This window comes from Microvirga sp. (assembly GCF_014699075.1).
In the GTDB taxonomy this organism is placed as follows: Bacteria; Pseudomonadota; Alphaproteobacteria; order Rhizobiales; family Beijerinckiaceae; genus Microvirga.
In genome coordinates this window covers 13360-30332 of record NZ_JACXAB010000025.1, presented here as the reverse complement: position 1 = coordinate 30332, position 16973 = coordinate 13360, and the positions used below count along the sequence as shown (strand labels likewise).

General features: G+C 59.8%; 13 protein-coding genes and 1 tRNA gene. 7 read left to right on the top strand and 7 right to left on the bottom strand.

Annotated elements, in window-relative coordinates:
* Nucleotides 1-83 precede the first annotated feature (83 nt).
* The 4 genes from IC232_RS22425 (at nucleotide 84) to IC232_RS22410 (ending at nucleotide 2461) form a co-directional block, all read left to right on the top strand.
* A complete protein-coding gene (locus IC232_RS22425; RefSeq protein ID WP_190847177.1) occupies nucleotides 84-668 on the top strand; it encodes a TRAP transporter small permease subunit in 585 nt (194 codons plus the stop codon).
* Nucleotides 668-2005, top strand: coding sequence for a TRAP transporter large permease subunit (locus tag IC232_RS22420; RefSeq protein ID WP_190847176.1), 1338 nt, complete (start codon nucleotides 668-670; stop codon nucleotides 2003-2005). The genes IC232_RS22425 and IC232_RS22420 overlap by 1 nt, the downstream gene beginning before the upstream one ends.
* Nucleotides 2006-2100: 95 nt before the next feature.
* Complete coding sequence (locus IC232_RS22415; protein WP_190847175.1) at nucleotides 2101-2265, top strand: hypothetical protein; 165 nt, start codon at nucleotides 2101-2103, stop codon at nucleotides 2263-2265.
* A 4-nt stretch (nucleotides 2266-2269) separates the two neighbouring features.
* Nucleotides 2270-2461 carry a hypothetical protein gene (locus IC232_RS22410; RefSeq protein ID WP_190847174.1) on the top strand — a complete coding sequence of 64 codons (192 nt, stop codon included), beginning with the start codon at nucleotides 2270-2272 and terminating at the stop codon, nucleotides 2459-2461.
* A gap of 296 nt (nucleotides 2462-2757) precedes the next feature.
* On the opposite strand, the gene IC232_RS22405 is transcribed toward IC232_RS22410, so the two are convergent.
* Nucleotides 2758-6237 carry a hypothetical protein gene (locus IC232_RS22405; protein ID WP_409564954.1) on the bottom strand — a complete coding sequence of 1160 codons (3480 nt, stop codon included), beginning with the start codon at nucleotides 6235-6237 and terminating at the stop codon, nucleotides 2758-2760.
* Nucleotides 6180-7376 carry a hypothetical protein gene (locus IC232_RS22400; protein ID WP_190847172.1) on the bottom strand — a complete coding sequence of 399 codons (1197 nt, stop codon included), beginning with the start codon at nucleotides 7374-7376 and terminating at the stop codon, nucleotides 6180-6182. Before IC232_RS22400 ends, IC232_RS22405 begins: the two co-directional genes overlap by 58 nt.
* A 428-nt stretch (nucleotides 7377-7804) precedes the next feature.
* On the opposite strand from IC232_RS22400, the gene IC232_RS22395 reads away from it, so the two are divergent.
* The gene (locus IC232_RS22395; RefSeq protein ID WP_190847171.1) at nucleotides 7805-8215 is read left to right on the top strand and encodes a hypothetical protein; all 411 of its coding nucleotides are present in this window, start codon (nucleotides 7805-7807) and stop codon (nucleotides 8213-8215) included.
* Nucleotides 8216-8578: 363 nt separating this feature from the next.
* Here the strand turns inward: IC232_RS22395 and IC232_RS22390 are convergent, their stop codons facing one another.
* From IC232_RS22390 to IC232_RS22380, 3 genes are all read right to left on the bottom strand, one after another.
* Nucleotides 8579-10903 (bottom strand): right-handed parallel beta-helix repeat-containing protein, encoded by a 2325-nt coding sequence (locus tag IC232_RS22390; protein WP_190847170.1) that lies wholly within the window; start codon nucleotides 10901-10903, stop codon nucleotides 8579-8581.
* A 322-nt stretch (nucleotides 10904-11225) separates the two neighbouring features.
* Nucleotides 11226-11693, bottom strand: coding sequence for a recombinase family protein (locus tag IC232_RS22385; protein WP_312895221.1), 468 nt, complete (start codon nucleotides 11691-11693; stop codon nucleotides 11226-11228).
* Between the two features lie 151 nt (nucleotides 11694-11844).
* Nucleotides 11845-11920 (bottom strand) — tRNA-Glu (locus IC232_RS22380).
* A gap of 118 nt (nucleotides 11921-12038) precedes the next feature.
* Between IC232_RS22380 and IC232_RS22375 the strand changes: the two genes are divergently transcribed.
* Together IC232_RS22375 and rpoH are read left to right on the top strand one after the other, a co-directional pair.
* Nucleotides 12039-13010, top strand: coding sequence for an RluA family pseudouridine synthase (locus IC232_RS22375; protein ID WP_190847203.1), 972 nt, complete (start codon nucleotides 12039-12041; stop codon nucleotides 13008-13010).
* 188 nt (nucleotides 13011-13198) lie between these two features.
* Nucleotides 13199-14089 (top strand): RNA polymerase sigma factor RpoH, encoded by an 891-nt coding sequence (gene rpoH, locus IC232_RS22370; protein WP_190847169.1) that lies wholly within the window; start codon nucleotides 13199-13201, stop codon nucleotides 14087-14089.
* Between the two features lie 167 nt (nucleotides 14090-14256).
* On the opposite strand, the gene IC232_RS22365 is transcribed toward rpoH, so the two are convergent.
* Nucleotides 14257-15456 (bottom strand): histidine kinase, encoded by a 1200-nt coding sequence (locus tag IC232_RS22365; RefSeq protein ID WP_190847168.1) that lies wholly within the window; start codon nucleotides 15454-15456, stop codon nucleotides 14257-14259.
* A gap of 33 nt (nucleotides 15457-15489) precedes the next feature.
* Nucleotides 15490-16782 carry an adenylosuccinate synthase gene (locus tag IC232_RS22360; protein ID WP_190847167.1) on the bottom strand — a complete coding sequence of 431 codons (1293 nt, stop codon included), beginning with the start codon at nucleotides 16780-16782 and terminating at the stop codon, nucleotides 15490-15492.
* Nucleotides 16783-16973 lie beyond the last annotated feature (191 nt).

Genomic DNA, 16973 nt, shown 5'->3' with positions numbered 1-16973 from the left:
ACTTAGACGTTTTTGAACGACGAGGGCGGCACGCATGATGCCGCCCTCGTAATGTCCCGCAGGCTTCTGGAAAGGCCTTGCCCATGCGCTTCGTCTATTTCATCGACCGCATCAACACCTTCATCGGCAAGGCCGTCGCCTGGGCGATTCTCGCCCTCACCTTCGCGGTCTGCTACGAGGTGTTCGCGCGCTACGTGCTGCGGGCCCCGACGGAATGGGCCTTTGATGCGAGCTACATGCTCTATGGCCTGCTCTTCATGATCGCGGGCCCCTACACCCTTGCGCGCAACAACCATGTGAGAGGCGACTTCCTCTACCGCAACTGGCATCCGCGCCGTCAGGCCGGCATGGATCTCGCGCTCTATTTCCTGTTCTTCTTCCCCGGCATCCTCGCCCTCGTTTATGCCGGCATTCCGTTCTCCCAGATGTCATGGATGATGAACGAGCATTCCATGAACTCACCGAACGGGCCGCCGATCTATCCCTTCAAGGCGCTCATCCCTCTCGCGGGCATTCTCATGGCCTTCCAGGGCATCGTCGAGGTGATCCGCTGCATTCAATGCCTGCGTGATGGCGAGTGGCCGCAGCGCCTGCATGACGTCGAAGAAACCGAGAAGCTCATTCTCGAACAGGCCGAACAACAAGGCCTTACAAAGGGTAACATCTGATGCTCGCATCCTGGGGGCTGGGAAATCCCGAACTGGGCGTGGTGATGCTCGGCCTGTTCGTGGTCTTCATCATGTTCGGGTTTCCCATCGCATTCACGCTGATGGCGCTCGGTTTCGGCTTCGGCTACTTCGCCATGGGCGACATCGTGTTCGCGCTCGTGGTGCAACGCGCCTACTCGGTGATGACGAACGACACGCTCGTCGCCATCCCGCTCTTCGTCTTCATGGGCTACATCATCGAGCGGGCGAATATCCTCGACCGGCTGTTCCACTCGATCCAGATCGCGGTCGGGGGCCTTCCCGGCTCGCTTGCCATCGCAACGCTGGTCACCTGCGCGTTGTTCGCCACGGCGACCGGCATTGTGGGCGCTGTCGTCACGCTGATGGGTCTTCTCGCCTTCCCGGCCATGCTGCGGGCCGGATACGACGTACGGCTTGCCTCGGGAGTGGTCTGCGCCGGCGGATGTCTCGGCATTCTGATTCCGCCCAGCGTGATGCTGATCCTCTATGGCGCCACCGCCGGCGTGTCCGTGCCGAAGCTCTATGCGGGCGCCCTCTTCCCGGGCCTGATGCTCGCTGGATTGTACATACTCTATGTGCTGATCCGCTGCATGATCAATCCGAGCCTCGCGCCCAAGCTTCCCATTGAAGAGCGCAGGGTTCCTCTTGCGAAAGTCATCTGGTCCCTGGCCACGTCGTTCTTCCCGCTCGCGCTGCTCATCCTGTCCGTGCTCGGCGCGATCTTCTTCGGCATCGCGACGCCAACGGAAGCTGCAGCCGTCGGGGCGCTGGGCAGCCTGCTCTTGGCGGCCGCTTATCGCTCCTTGTCGTTCGGCAAGCTGAAGGAATCGGTGATCCTCACGGCCCGCACCTCGGCCATGGTGTGCTGGCTCTTCGTCGGCTCCTTCATCTTCTCGTCGATCTTCGCCTTCCTTGGCGGGCACCAGCCGATCGAGAACTTCGTCACAGGCCTGAACCTCTCCCCGTTCTGGTTCCTGATCCTCACCCAGGTGATCATCTTCGTGCTGGGATGGCCGCTGGAATGGACCGAGATCGTTGTGATCTTCGTGCCGATCTTCCTGCCGCTCCTCGACAATTTCGGCATCGACCCGATCTTCTTCGGCATTCTGATCGCTCTCAACATTCAGACATCGTTCCTATCGCCTCCGGTTGCCATGGCGCCGTTCTATCTGAAGGGCATCGCGCCGCCGCATGTGAGCATCAACGACATCTTCGCAGGCGTCATGCCGTTCCTGTTTCTGGTCGTCGTCGCTATGGCAATGTTCTACATCTTCCCGGAGCTAGGCCTGTGGCTGCCGCGCTATCTTTACGGCTGAGGTTTGGGACTGCTGGATAGAAAGTTTCCAAACAAGCCCGGAACCCTGAAAGCGCCCTCACGTTGGCCTCCTGTTCGTGCCTGAAGGAGGCCATCATGAAGTGCCAGTTCTGCCAGCAAGATGTGACCGACCCCTGCCACAACACGCAGGAAATGCAGCAGCGCGCCGCAAGCCATGTGGACCGCTGCGAGCATGCCCTCCAGGATCAGCAGGGCACAGGCTCCGGCGCCCATCGTCGCGATATCCAGAGCGGCGGCTGATCTGATGCCCGGCAAGGGCGAGGATCGCGAAGGCTTGGCCGAGCAGAGCGTGAACACCAGCATCGTGCATTCGGACCAGAGCAGCCCGGATCACGCCGCGCAGGATGATCGCTCCGCCGGCAGCCGGCGCCTGACCGAGAACGATCAGCGGAAAGGTCTTGAGAGAACTGAGCCCGATACACCGCAGAACACGTGACCGCACCAAGCCATAGGAGAATGCCTCGGCCCGCAAAGCGCGCATGAGATAATCCTGGAAGAAGGCCATCAAGCGCAAGAAGGCCTCGGCCTTACACAAGGACCACATGACCCAGCGAAGCTGAGGCTGCATCACTTTCCGGCGGCCCGCCTAGCGGGCCATTTTCATTGATAGGGAGGGCAGCACGGGCATGCCATGCTCCCGACGAAGCAATATGACCATGCTTGAAGCATTATGGGGAGCGTTGGCTCCCCATAATGCTTTCCATCTCAATGAAGCGGTTGGATCCCTGCCAGTTACAGCACGAACCAGCTCTTCTGCATGTCCAGGGCGCCCTTCACCTTGATCACGCCTTCCGCCGTCTTGTCGCTGTCGGTGTTGATGTAGACGTAGGTGTCCTTGCCGGCCTTCTCGTAGCGCACCTGGCCGGCCTTGGTGAAGGCGTCCTTGCCGATGAAGGAGAAGGCTTGATCGCCCTTCTTCTTCATGTCGGAATCGATCAGCTTCAGGTCGATCTTGTCCCCGCCCCGGCCGGAGAAGTCCGTGATGGTGTCGGCCGTGGCCTTGCTCGCTCCCGTATCCTTGTTGGCGAATGCGAACACGTCCTTGCCGGAGCCGCCGCTCAGCAGATCCTTGCCGGCACCGCCGAGAATCCGGTCATTGCCGATGCCACCATCGACCTTATCGTTGCCGGCCCCGGCATTGAGGACGTTGTTACCGCCGCCACCGGCGAGAGTATCGGTGCTGGCACCACCTGAGAGCGTATCGCCTGCCGTAGAGCCGACGGTGTTTTCGTTCAGGACGTCGTTGAGAACCACGGTGAGGTCGAAGGTGAGGCTCTTTTGCAATCTCTCATCGATGGCCTGAACCTTGATCACGTGGGTTCTGGCCGTTTCGTAATCGAGGAGAATGCCGTTCTTGACCTCCACAGTCCTGCCATCCGCCCCCAGTTGGAAGCGCCCGCCGGCATCGTTGAGCAGCACGTACTTGGTATAGGCGCTGGTGGCATCCGGGTTGGCCACGGACAGAACGCCGACATCGTCGCCCGTCTTGCTGTTCTCGGCCACTATGCCGTTGCTCAAGTCAATTCCGGAGCCGTAGTTGAGCACCTGGGCAAGGTTCAGGGTGGTGCCGCCGAAGTTGAAGGACTCGGCCTCAAGCACAGTGTCGATGCCATCGCCGCTGGCCCGCTGATCCACAATGGTGACTTCACCGGTTTCATTATCAAAATCGACATGGTAGTCCGAGCGCCTGCCACCATAAACGACGGTGTCGTTACCAAGGCCACCTTCTATGCGATCATTTCCGGCCCGACCCATGATGATGTCGTTGCCGCCATCGCCTCTGAGGCGATTGTCCAGTGAATTGCCGGAGATGATATCGGCGTGGTCGGAGCCGCGGATACGCTTGATGTTGATGAGCGTGTCGACGCCACCGGTGGCATCCAGCACGGCAGCTTCGGATCCGGTGCCGAGATCGATGGTCAGACCCGTCGTTCGCCCGGCGGCTCTCGCCTCTGAGCGGTAATCGACTTCGGTGTTGCCGGAGCCGCCCTCAAACGTATCGTTGCCGCCATGGCCGATGAAGCGATGGTTGCCGATTCCGCCTTTGAAGGTGTCGCCGAACCGGGAGCCGTGAACAGCATTGATGTTCGTGAAGGTGTCTTGGCCTCCGTTGCCGTCATCCGTCACCACACCGGCCAGCGCCTGATCGTCGGAGAAATCGACCACAATGCGCGCGGAGGTCGTGTTGCGATAGTTGATTTCGTTGAAGGCGTCTGGGTTGTTGTTCTCGGCTCCTCCGTCGATGGTGTCGTTACCGCCGCCACCTTCGATGACGTCATCTCCAACGCCTCCATTGATCGAGTCGTTACCGGCACCGTCCTGAATGATATCGTTCCCCGCTCCGCCGGTGATCGTATCGTTGCCATCCCCGCCTTCGAGGCGGTCATGGCCATCACGACCGTCGAGGATGTAATCGCCCTTGTCGCCGCGGAGGCGGTTGTCGAGCCCGTTGCCACGGAGGGTATCGGCGTTCTCCGTTCCGCGGACGCGTTCGATCAGGGTTAGGGTATCTGTGTCGCCGCTGAGATCGGTCACCGTGACGGTGTCCTCCGATCCGAGATCGACTGTGACTCCTGCGGTTATCTCGATTTCATCTGCCTGCTCAAGGCCCCTTTCCTCCGCCCGGTAATCGACCTCATTGACGCCCTTGGTGCCGTCGAAAAGGTCATTCCCTTCATAACCGACGAAGCGCTGGACGCCATAGGTGTTGCCGCCATAGAATTTGTCGGCTTCGCGGGTGCCCAGAACCGCTTGGATCGCATAGAAGGTATCGGTGGTGAAGAGAGTTTCACCCTCCCTCTTCTGAACGGTTCCCGATCCTCCGTTGTCGCCGAACCGGACCTCGATGTCCACGAATCCGCGGTCGAAATAGCGGACCTCGTTCCAGTTAAAATCCGGGTTGTCGCCGGCGGTCAGGCTGCCACCGAAGATCGTGTCGTTGCCCTTGCTGCCAAGGAAATAATCTTCGTCAGTCAGGGGGCCGGTGCCGCCGATCAGGAGGTCGTTGCCCTCGCCGCCGTCGAGGGTATCATTGCCGATGCCGCCATCAAGGGTGTCGTTGCCGCTGTCTCCGTTGAGAACGTCATGGCCGTTGGCGCCATCGAGTCTGTCATTGCCATCGCCGCCGAAGTGAACATTCTCCCCGTTGTGGCCGGCAATGTGATCGTTGCCGTGACCGCCAAAGGCCAAGACCACCTTGTTGACAATCCCCGTCGAGACATTGGCCTCGTTAATCAGGATGAAGTCATCGCCGAAGGTTCCGTTGACCTTGTAACCACCTGTGTCCGGATCCCCGAAGGCGTGAATGCCGAAAGCCGTTCCGATGAATTTGCCAGGCGTTTGGAAGTCACCGTCAACCGAGACATGAATGGCTTCGATGTTGGTCAGCCTGTCAATCCCGTAACCGATTGCGGTCGCGTCGACCGTCCAGGAGCCATCCGCATTTTTCGCCGCGGTGACAAGCGTGTGAACGACCTCTCCATCGTCCAACGTGAATACGATGCTGGTTTCGGTCTCTTGTATGCCCAGAGTCCCGACTGTACTCTCCGACAGGATGTAGTTCATCGAGCCGCCCCAACCGGCGCCACCATTGATCGTATCGTTGCCGGCATCGGACGTGATGTAGTTGACGCCTCCGCCCGCATTGATGACGTCGTCGCCAAAGCCGGCATTCAGCCCATCGTCGCCGTTGTGCCCGGTGATCGTATCATTGCCGCCGCCTGCGAAGATATAAACGGCGTCCGTTCCCTTGAGGCCCGCGATCAGGTTCGCGTTGATGACGTCATCCCGGCCTCCGCCATCGATGTTGTAGCCATCCTCGTTCTGATAGACCGAAACGCCGATTTGAAGCTTGAAGCTGTCACTCGATGAGTAGAATAGGATCTCATCGATGTTGGAGACGGTATCGGTGCCGAGCGGCGAGCCCTCACGCAGATCCTCGATGGTAAATTGCGTCGGAGACGTTAGGGTAATTTTGAAGATTTCTTGACTGATGCCGCCATTCGTCAGCTTGATCCGGACCTCTGTATCCGACACATACTCAAGGCCGAGCGTGCCTGTCATTTCGCCGAGGTTGTAAGCCGCCCGGTCGTTGGTGTTGCTGACTCCGCCCGTGCCGGCCCCGCCGTAGATCGTATCGTTGCCGGCGCCGCCATTCAGGGTGTCCTTGCCGTCGCCACCATCCAGGGTGTCGTCGCCGCCCTGGCCATCGATCGCATCGTTGCCGGCATCACCGCGCAGGCGATTGACCCCCCGGAGCCTTTTATGGTGTCGTTGTTTCGGCTGCCCCGGATGAACTCGATGTTGAACAGCTTGTCAGTATCGCCATTCACGCCCTGCACGAGAACGGAGCCGTCTTGCTGGACGTTCGACAGATCGACCCTTATGCCGGCAGCGCCGTCGACTTGGCGTGTATCGCTTCTGTAATCAACCTCATCGTCGCCTGCGGCACCATCGAAGGTGTCATTGCCCCCAAAACCGCGGAAGCGCTGGAAGCCCTCGGCGCCCTTGAACGAGTCGCCGAAGCTCGTTCCATAGACAGCTTCGATGCCGGTAAAGGAGTCGATTTCCCCAGCTTCGCCGAAAACAACCCCGGACCCTTTGACGTCGAAGGTTGCGACAATACCCTTCGTGCGGATCTCAGGACCGTTGTAGGCGATCATATCCAAGTCGCCTCCGTTGACCGTACCGCCGCCATCGATCGTGTCGCTGCCCAGGCCGGCCCAGAACTCGTTGTCGTGCGCGTCGCCGGTCAGCTTGTCGTTGAAAGCGGTTGCATAGATGCCGGCGATGCCGTTGAGAATGTCGGTCTCAACCGTGTTGCCGCTCCCGATCGTAACCTTGCCGGCCGCATCTGTTGCACTGCCATTGTCGAGATCCACGACGATGGCCTGCGTGCGATGCGAGTAATCAACGTAATCGTAGGTGCTGAAATTGATGTAGTCGCTGTAGCCGTTGATGGTGTCGTCGCCCATGCCGCCGACGAACCTGTCATCGCGGGCGCCTCCGTTCAGAATGGAATTCCCCGTGAGAAGCAGGGAGAACACATCGTTCGGGGTGGCGGTGTTGACCAGCCAGGCCTGCTCGAAATCGGAGAGCGCTACGTTGTCGATGCCGACGAACTCGGCAAGGACGGTCGTTCCATTGGCATCGTACAATGTGACGGTCTGAATCTCCTTGATGGTGCCTGATCCGCCGTTCGTTCCGGTCACGGTAACGGTGCGCGGCTGGCCATCAACGGTGAAGGTGTAGGATTTTGCTGTCGCCGTTGCCGACCCCTGCGTGACGCCGGCGGCAGGAAATATGTTGATTGGCGCAAGACCAAGCGCCGTTAAAATATTAAATGTAGCCATGGATGCCCCCTCTTTATTGCAAGCTCATCCTTCAAGTCATGTCAGCAGCAAAGAACGCTGTCGCAGAATTGACTGAAATGCTTTGTTACAGGGAGACTATTCAGAATTTCTTGGTTTGGGCAAGTGCCACAGAGTTTTGCCGCCGCCTGCGCCGAGGCGTAAACTTGGACGCCGTAAGGCTAATTAAAGGAAATACTTGATGTATACACTTTTTAGAACTTCATAGAAACATACTGCGCCGTAGTATAGTTCAGCAACTGTAAATGCCCTGACAGTCAACAATGCATCCTGAGCACAGTCGTTATGTTATTAAGTTAATGTAAATTCTGTATTCTCTATTGTGATTTCTCGCACATCATTCAATGTAATCTCGGCTGTAATCAGAAAACATCAATCAGCCAGGGAATATTTCTCGGAGGACCTGAATCATGCACGCTTCTTCACTCAGCTTCAGGCTGGCCGTTCTGTTCGTCATCGCCGGCATGGCCATGGGAATCGGAATGGCGATGACACAAAACCACGCCTTGATGCCGGCCCATGCCCACCTCAATCTGCTGGGATGGGTCTCCCTGTTCCTCTTCGGCATCTACTACGAGCGCCGCCCTACCCTCGACACCAGCAGGCTGGCGATGATCCAGGTCGTGCTGTGGTCGCTCGGCACCGTCGCGCTCACGGTCGCGGTCTCAGCCATCCATCTCGGCTATCATGCAGCCGAACCGATTGCCGCTCTCGCGTCGCTCGTCGTGCTGGCAGCCATGATCCTGTTCGCTTACTTCGTCTTCCGCCCGGAGCGGGATGTTGCCCCAGGTCCGGCAGTTCATCTGAGCCCGGCCGAATGAGATGAGATTTCGTCGGAATGCGACACGCTCTTTCGTCGCCGACCGATCGGAAAAAGAGAAGCCCCGCCGAAGCGGGGCTTTTTCTTGAAGCCTTTGGTGCTCCCTCGGGGAATAATATAATAAAAGCAATTAGTCGTGCTCTAATGGGACAAGAAAAATCTGCATACTATTGCAAGGATTTACAGCACAAATTGTCCCAGCCATTTACGATGGTGCCCACCGCCATGATTAGCTCGACCTCGCCCTCAAGAACGATAAGGACGAGTATATCGTGGAGCCGTTTGATCTAGTCCACACGGGGATTGAAGGGAGGGTGCCTGCCCTCCCTACGCTTCGCTCCATCACCTTGGCACACACCCTCGATCAGAGGATTAAGTCATTCCGAAACTCATAATCGGTTGCGTGAAGGCTGCTGATGCTCGTTAGCTGAAAGGTTGCTGTGTAAGTCCCGTCAGTGACGGTCCAAATATCACCCGTATTCTTGAGAGAACCGTTTGTGAAGCCCTGAAAGATGAGGCGATCTCCAGCGTTTGCTCCATTACCAATGAAGTCGGTGACAATATCACCGCTGATCTCGCCTTTCTTGAACACGAAGGTATCGAATTCGGTGCCGCCCGTCAGCGTGTCCTTGCCTGCGGCCCCATCAAGAACATCGGCACCGATGCCACCCTTGAGGATGTTGGCGGCGCTGTTGCCGACCAGCCTATTACCAAGATCATTTCCGGTGCCGTTGATGGCACTTATGCCCTGTAGGGTAAGGTTCTCCACATTGGCAGAAAGCGTATAGCTGACGGTACTGCGGATCTGATCGATACCAGCATTGGCGGCCTCGATGACCACATCACTTGTGGTATTCACTCCATAGATGTCGTCGCCACCCCTACCCTCAAGACGATCGTTCCCCAACATTCCATCGAGAAGATTGTTCAGATCGTTCCCGGTCAGGGTGTTGTTGCTGGAGTTACCGATCCCATTGATAGCCCCTCCCGTCAGGAACAGGTTCTCAACTTGATCAGACAAAGTGTAGCTGACACTGCTGTGGACCGTGTCGACTCCGCCAAGACCACTGTTGGACTTCTCAACGATGATGTCACTCGCATTGTCGACGAAATACGTGTCGTTGCCGTCTCCGCCGTCCATGCTGTCTGCCCCCTCCTTCCCATCGAGGCTGTCGTTTCCACCGGCGCTCTTGAGCACATTCACGAGGGCGTTGCCGTTGAGAATGTTGGCAAGTTCGTTGCCGTAGCCGTTGATGGCGCGGCTACCCGTGAGGGTGAGGTTCTCAACATTGGCGGTGAGCGTATAGGTGATCGAGGAGAGAACATGATCGGCAGAGCCTTCTCCGGATCTCTCCGTGATCACATCACCGGAATGATTGACCGTGTAAGTGTCGCTACCCCCAGCCCCGCGCATGTCGTCCGCGCCGGTACTGCCAGTGATCGTGTTGTTGCCTGCATCGCCCATCCAAACGTTGCTGTAGCCTGGAACCGAGATCGCCCCTGTATCCATACCAGTGACGGTGTTGTTCGAAAGCACCGTTCTGGTGAGACCTCCATCGTCATTGGTGGGCTCCTCCCGAATGCCGTAACGGGCGTTGATGGCACCATTAGAGAGGATCGTGTTGTTCAGGATCTGTGTATCAGTGGAGTAATAGGTGCGTTGGCTGTAATCATCATCGAAGCGCAGGCGAATGTTGATCTCGTCATAGATATTATCGGCTTCCTGCGAGTTGTTGTAGATCTGGCTGTTCTGAACCACGGTATGGGTCGATCCCTCGATCCTTACGCCTTGTCGCTGATTCCCATGGATATCGACATCATCAATGGTGACGTGATCGGACAGCTTGACCAGCACACCTTCCTTGCCGTTGTGATGATAGGAGCCGCCAATGATCTTGACGTCGGTGACCCAAGGAATCTCCGTTGAGTTCGCGGGAGGAATGTTTCCGCGCTGGATGGTGATACCAGCTCCACCAGCCCAGGTGCCGTTGTACATGTAACGAAAGCCGTTGTTGTAGGCTTCATTGTTCTGAAGGACGAGACCCTTGGTCTCATTCTGGATGTTGAATCCGTGGCGGTCGTTCTCGTAGGCTTTGTTGTTCTCATAAACTCCGCCGACCACAGCGTCGGCCACGAAGCCGTCGAGGCCGTTGTGGTGAGAAACGGAGTTCTTGATCGTCATATTGTAGGTCAACTCATGTGGGTTGAACCCATAGGCTGTGCAGTTCTGGATTTCCACATTATCGAGGGTGATGTTTGTCTGCTTGCGACCGGAGCCGTCCTCCTTGATCCCACAGATGAACCCGGCCTGATGGCTGCCTTGGATTTGGTTGCCGCGATTGCCGTCGATGACAAGATTGGAAACTGTGACGTTTTTGACGTCCGTCAGAGCCGTTCGCACAATGCCATTGATTCTGCCGTCGAAGTGGTCTTCAAGCTTGATCGTGGTTCCACGCGTACCGGAACCTGTTAGCTCGACCCCGGATAGAAGCTCAACCGGACCGACCGAGGCATTGCTCTTGTCCCCTGTGACGACCCAAGTGCCTTCAGCAAGTTGCACCTTCACCTGAGTTGTCGAACCCGACGCTATGTACGCGTTGTGAGCCTGCTGAATAGCGAGCTTGATTTTTGCGACATTCTCAGCGGCGTTGGATGAAGGATTTCCAACCAAGATGGTCTGAACTGCCATATCAGGTACCTCTCGAAGAGCTACCCGAGTAGCAAAGAAGTGCACCCTGATCGAATGCGCATTCGGAGTATCACAACTTAGTATATGTTACGTGCTGTTACGCATAATCTTGCAGCGACAAAGAAACACCTCACTTTTGTTGATGACAAACATTCCTGAGATGGGCTTAAATGTATAAGATCGTCTTTGGCTTGCATGAAGCACCATTGATCTACTGCCCCGATTTGAGCAAGCTATACGCTTCTCCGGAAGTAGGGCGACTTGTTACATTTCATTCTCCTTGGCTTTAAGGCATCTAGAAATCTTCAAAACGGTTGCGCGGCTACACCTGGTAGTGGCCTGTATCTGCGACCATGACGAACCAGCTTTCAGCATCGCTGAGATGCCTGCATTGCGGACCGTATCCTCCGTGCGCCCCTTGTAGAGACCTCCGGCCTTCCGCTCTGGCTTGAGCTTGACGCCGACGGCGATCCTGGTAGTCCCTGCGGGCCACGGCAGCCGACATTTCCAGCATCATCCCGTCGACGGCGTCGAACATGCGGATTGTGGAATCACCCGATTTGGGGCTCGCCATCATCCACGATGGGGGCAAGTTCAGCGCCACAACGCGAACTTTTCTGGCGGTCAGTTCCACCTTCAGCTTTTGCCGGTCAGAGACGGTGAGACGGGAGAAGCGATCAACCTGCTCGATCAGGAGGATGTCGCCCGGATGCGCATCTGACAGGAGTCGGCACAACTCGGGACGGGTCAGCTTCGCACCACTCTCATTCTCGACATAGAAGGCTGCAATGCGAAGCCCGTGTTCGGCGGCGAACGTTTATGTCGAAGCTGATCGAGGAGGAACTCTGAACATCCACTGTCCCAATTTTCATTATGGAATTCCGAGTCTGTGACAATCAGGCGCAAAAGCCTAATCAGATCAAAGACCATCCAATAAGGGATGGCGCTCCCTAGGGGACTCGAACCCCTGTTTTCGCCGTGAGAGGGCGACGTCCTAGACCGCTAGACGAAGGGAGCTAGCAAGGTGGAGGCCGCTCGTATAACCACCCTTCTGATTTGCTTCAAGCCCTTTTGCTGAAAAAAGCAAAGGCCAGCCGGAAATGAGGATGCGGTGGACGCGACGCAGCACGAATGGATGTTGGAGGATGGGCTGGCGCCCGAGCGGCTCGATCGCGTGCTGGCGCGGCTCCAGGGAGACCTGTCGCGCAGCCGCCTCCAGGCGCTGATCCGTGATGGTCAGGTAACCGTCGACGGCGCGCCGGCGCTGGACCCCAACCGCAAGGTGGCAGGCGGTGCCCGCATCGGTTTGAGCGTGCCGCCGCCGGTGCCGGCAGAGCCCGCCGGCGAGGCGATGGCGCTCAAGATCGTCTATGAGGATGACGACCTGATCGTCATCGACAAGCCGCCTGGCCTCGTGGTCCACCCGGCGGCGGGGCACGAGTCCGGCACCCTGGTGAACGCGCTCATCGCCCATTGCGGCGAGAGCCTGTCGGGCATCGGTGGCGTGAAGCGACCGGGGATCGTGCACCGGCTCGACAAGGATACGTCGGGCCTGCTGGTGGTGGCCAAGAACGATGTTGCCCATCAGGCACTCTCGGCGCAGTTCGCCGATCATGGCCGCACGGGCCCCTTGGAGCGGGCCTATCTGGCCATCGTCTGGGGCGTGCCCGAGCGCCGGCGCGGAACCGTGGAGGCGGCGCTAGCCCGCTCCACCCACAACCGCGAGAAGATCGTGGTGGTGGGCGAGGAGCGCGGCCGCTACGCCATCACTCATTACGAACTCGTGGAAAGCCTATCGCCTGCACAGCCTCTGGCGAGCCTTGTCCGTTGCGAACTGGAAACCGGACGCACGCACCAGATCCGGGTTCACATGGCCCACCTTGGGCACCCGCTCTTAGGCGACGCAACCTACGGCTCCGGCTTCAAGACGAAGGCGAACCGCCTCTCGGAGCGCTCGCGGGAGGCGCTCACCGCCCTGCGCCGGCAGGCGCTCCACGCCACGATCCTCGGCTTCGAGCACCCGCGCAGCGGCGAGTTCCTGCAATTCGAAAGTCCGATGCCGGCCGACATGGACGCCCTGCTCCAGGCGCTGCGGGGGGAAATTTAGCGTCAATGGGTCGCAAAATTCAGCCACGCTGGCACCCTTGCGAGTCTGGAGCGTTCACCACGTCTTGAAGCCTGACGCCTCTATTCGGACGAGATCGAACCGATTATATGAAGAGGTTGGGCGGCCAGCCATGGGAGGGGGCCGCCGCAGGCTTGCCTCGCGGTGAGGGAGCCAAAGGAGGAGACACGATGGCTACAGCGCTTCCGGTGCTTGCCAATGAAGGAGGCCTTTCGCGCTATCTCGACGAGATCCGTCGCTTCCCCATGCTCGAGCCGCATGAGGAATACATGCTCGCCAAAAGCTGGCGAGAGCATGGAGATCGCGAAGCCGCCCACAAGCTCGTTACATCCCACCTGCGCCTGGTCGCCAAGATCGCCATGGGCTACCGTGGCTATGGCCTGCCGATCGGCGAGGTGGTCTCGGAGGGCAATGTCGGCCTGATGCAGGCCGTCAAGCGCTTCGAGCCCGACAAGGGCTTCCGCCTCGCCACTTATGCCATGTGGTGGATCAAGGCGGCGATTCAAGAATACATCCTGCGGTCCTGGTCCCTCGTGAAGATGGGCACCACGGCGAACCAGAAGAAGCTGTTCTTCAATCTGCGCAAGGCCAAGGGCCGCATTTCCGCCTTCGAGGAAGGCGACCTGCACCCCGACAACGTCAAGCAGATCGCCACCCAGCTCGGCGTGACCGAGCAGGACGTGGTGGACATGAACCGCCGGCTCGGCGGCGACTCGTCCCTCAACGCCCCCCTGCGGGATGAGGGCGAAGGCGGCGGCGAATGGCAGGACTGGCTCGTCGACCAAGGCCAGAGCCAGGAGCAGGTGCTCGTCGAGGAGGAGGAAGGCCAGAACCGGCTGAAGGCCCTGCGCAACGCGCTCTCCGTCCTCAACCCGCGCGAGCGCCGCATCTTCGAGGCGCGGCGCCTCTCGGACGACCCGATCACCCTGGAGGAGCTCTCCACGGAGTTCGGCGTGTCCCGTGAGCGCGTGCGTCAGATCGAGGTGCGTGCCTTCGAGAAGATCCAGGATGCGGTCAAGAAGAACCTGACCCAGATCGAGACCTCGTCGGCCGACGCCTAGAGCATTTTTCGGCGAAGTGGCTCCGGTTCGCCGTTGGAAAATGCGGCAAGCCAAAGAAGAGAGATGATTCCACGCAAGTGGAAACAGCTCTAGGCGTGCATAAGGCAAGTTCAATAAAAAAGCCGCGCTTCATGCGCGGCTTTTTGCTGAGTGCCGTTCAACCCGGCCTACTGCCATTGGCTGAAGGCGTCGTTGATCACCTGTTCGCCGGAGCCGCCCTTTTCGAAGCTCAGGATGGCCCGCTGGCCGGAGGCCATCCGCACCGGCAGGTCTATCCAGTTGCGGCGCACGAACAATTGCGTGTTGCGCGCCACATCTGCCTGAAGGTTGGAGAGGCCGATCAGGAAGAGGTTCTCGCGCACGGGCACCGGCAGGCCGGCGACTGGGGTGCCGCGGGCAGCCTCCTCGCTCTTGAACTGCAGGAGGCCCACGTCGCGGATCACCCGGTTGGTATCGCCCGCGCGGGTCGTGAAGGTGAGCTCGACCGTGTGGGAAGCCGGCAGCGTCGTGTCGAGATTACGCCGCAGCACCATCCTCATGGTGAGCCCTGCATCCGCGATATCGATATTGGCGATCACGGCCCGCTCCAGCGGCTGGCCCTGGCCCGGATTGACGTCCTCCAGGCGCCACGTCACGCGCCCGACCTGTGCCTTGGGGGCCGAGGGGTTGGCGGGATCCTCTTCGTAGAACACCGCGCGCTGTGCGACGCCCGCCTCCTGGCGCGGCGCCGGGTTGGGCGTGGCGGCCGGGGGCGTTGCCTGCCCTCCCCCCACGCGCTCATTGATCTTTGAATCGGCCGGCGGCGTCGCCGGGGCCTCCGCGACCGGGGTCTCGGGGGCGAGGTTCTCGGGCCTGTCGCGCCACAGGAACGCGAAGGCCGCAATCGCCGCAATCACGAGCGCCAGGACGGAGCCGAACACGATGGTGCGCCCGCGTCCCTTGTTCTGCATGGCCGGATGAGGCCGGCTGTCGATCTTGGGCCGGGCCACCGCAGGCTCGGCATAAGACTCTTCGACCTCGTCATCTTGAGCCGGCTGAGGGGCTGGCGCCCGCAACCCATGGACCGACGTTGCGCCACGCGCAGCTTCAGGCCCTGGCCGGACCGGCTGCTCGTCGATCGGCGCGGTGGAAAGGTGATCGGCATCGAGCCCGGCCGGCGGCGCATAATCCGCCTCGACCCGGTGGATGGCCTCGTCCAGGGAGCGGCTCTCGTTCTGGATCTCCGACTCGGACAGGGGAGGATTGAGCGAGCGCAGCTGCGCGATCAGCGCCGTGCGGGCACGCTCGTAGACAGCGTGCCGCTGGTCGGGGTTCTGCTCGGGCAGGCCTTCGACGGCTCGGGCGATGAGGGGGTAATAATCTGCCATTTCTCTTCGGAATGACCCGCCGAGGCTTCGCCGTCAACCCTCAAAGGGGTTCTTCATGAGGATTGTGTCGTCACGCTCCGGCGAGGTGGAGAGCACGGCGACCGGCGCGCCGATCAGCTCCTCGACCCGGCGGACATACTTGATGGCCTGCGCCGGCAGGTCCGCCCAGGAGCGGGCGCCCGCGGTGGAACCGCTCCAGCCCTCGAACTCCTCGTAGATCGGCTCCACGCGGGCCTGTGCCCCCTGGCTTGCCGGGAAGTAGTCGATGGTCTGGCCGTCGAGCTTGTAGCCGACGCCGATCTTGATGGTCTCGAAGCCGTCGAGGATATCGAGCTTGGTGAGCGCGATGCCGTCGATGCCTGAGGTGCGCACGGTCTGGCGCACGAGCGTCGCGTCGAACCAGCCGCAGCGGCGCTTGCGCCCCGTGACCACGCCGAACTCCTTGCCCTTCTGGCCGATCAGCTCGCCGGTCTCGTCGAAGAGTTCGGTCGGGAAAGGCCCCTCGCCTACGCGGGTCGTGTAGGCCTTGGCGATGCCGAGCACGTAGCCGACAGCCCCGGGGCCGAGGCCCGAGCCGGTCGCCGCCTGTCCGGCCACCGTGTTGGACGAGGTGACGAAGGGATAGGTGCCGTGGTCCACGTCGAGCAGTGCGCCTTGCGCGCCCTCGAACAGTATGCGCTTGCCGGCCCGGCGCTCATCGTCGAGGAGGCGCCACACGGCATCCATGTAGGGCAGCACCTTGGGCGCCACGGAGGCCAGTTCCTCGTAGATCTCCCCAGGCTTGAACTCGTCGAGCCCGAAGCCGCGGCGCAGGGCATTGTGATGCGTCAGCAACCGGTCGATCTTCTCCGGCAGGGTGCTCAGGTCGGCCAGATCCATGAGGCGGATGGCGCGGCGCCCTGCCTTATCCTCGTAGGCCGGCCCGATGCCGCGCTTGGTGGTGCCGATCTTGGTGCCGGCGCTGCCGCTTTCGCGCAGCGCATCGAGTTCGCGGTGGATCGAGAGAATCAGCGTGGCGTTCTCGGCCACACGCAGGTTCTCGCGGCTGATCGAGACGCCTTGCTCGGCCAGACGCTCCACCTCACCGGCCAGAGCATGCGGATCGAGCACGACGCCGTTGCCGATGACCGACAGCTTGTTCGGACGCACGACGCCGGAGGGCAGGAGCGAGAGCTTGTAGACCTTGTCGCCGATCACGAGGGTATGGCCGGCATTGTGACCGCCCTGGAACCGCACGACCACATCCGCCTGTTCGGACAGCCAGTCGACGATCTTGCCCTTGCCCTCGTCGCCCCACTGGGCGCCCACGACAACCACGTTCGCCATCGCTCAAACCCTCACATGAAAAAGCCCCGGCGCAAGGCCAGGGCTGGGTAAAAACCTTGCAAACCCTCATGGTGGATCATGCGCCTCAGGTCAAGGCGGAATGAGCCCTGCATCCCCGCATCATAAGCACCGGAAAGGCGGGAATGTGGTTTGGCATTCCTGACCGCGAAACCAGATTGACTTGAGAAAGA

What these genes read in the sequence shown, in the direction of transcription:
- IC232_RS22425 (WP_190847177.1), top strand. Translation starts at nt 84, where the DNA reads ATGCGCTTCGTCTATTTCATCGACCGCATCAACACCTTCATCGGCAAG.
- IC232_RS22420 (WP_190847176.1), top strand. Translation starts at nt 668, where the DNA reads ATGCTCGCATCCTGGGGGCTGGGAAATCCCGAACTGGGCGTGGTGATG.
- IC232_RS22415 (WP_190847175.1), top strand. Translation starts at nt 2,101, where the DNA reads ATGAAGTGCCAGTTCTGCCAGCAAGATGTGACCGACCCCTGCCACAAC.
- IC232_RS22410 (WP_190847174.1), top strand. Translation starts at nt 2,270, where the DNA reads ATGCCCGGCAAGGGCGAGGATCGCGAAGGCTTGGCCGAGCAGAGCGTG.
- IC232_RS22400 (WP_190847172.1), bottom strand. Translation starts at nt 7,376, where the DNA reads ATGGCTACATTTAATATTTTAACGGCGCTTGGTCTTGCGCCAATCAAC.
- IC232_RS22395 (WP_190847171.1), top strand. Translation starts at nt 7,805, where the DNA reads ATGCACGCTTCTTCACTCAGCTTCAGGCTGGCCGTTCTGTTCGTCATC.
- IC232_RS22390 (WP_190847170.1), bottom strand. Translation starts at nt 10,903, where the DNA reads ATGGCAGTTCAGACCATCTTGGTTGGAAATCCTTCATCCAACGCCGCT.
- IC232_RS22375 (WP_190847203.1), top strand. Translation starts at nt 12,039, where the DNA reads ATGTTGGAGGATGGGCTGGCGCCCGAGCGGCTCGATCGCGTGCTGGCG.
- rpoH (WP_190847169.1), top strand. Translation starts at nt 13,199, where the DNA reads ATGGCTACAGCGCTTCCGGTGCTTGCCAATGAAGGAGGCCTTTCGCGC.
- IC232_RS22365 (WP_190847168.1), bottom strand. Translation starts at nt 15,456, where the DNA reads ATGGCAGATTATTACCCCCTCATCGCCCGAGCCGTCGAAGGCCTGCCC.
- IC232_RS22360 (WP_190847167.1), bottom strand. Translation starts at nt 16,782, where the DNA reads ATGGCGAACGTGGTTGTCGTGGGCGCCCAGTGGGGCGACGAGGGCAAG.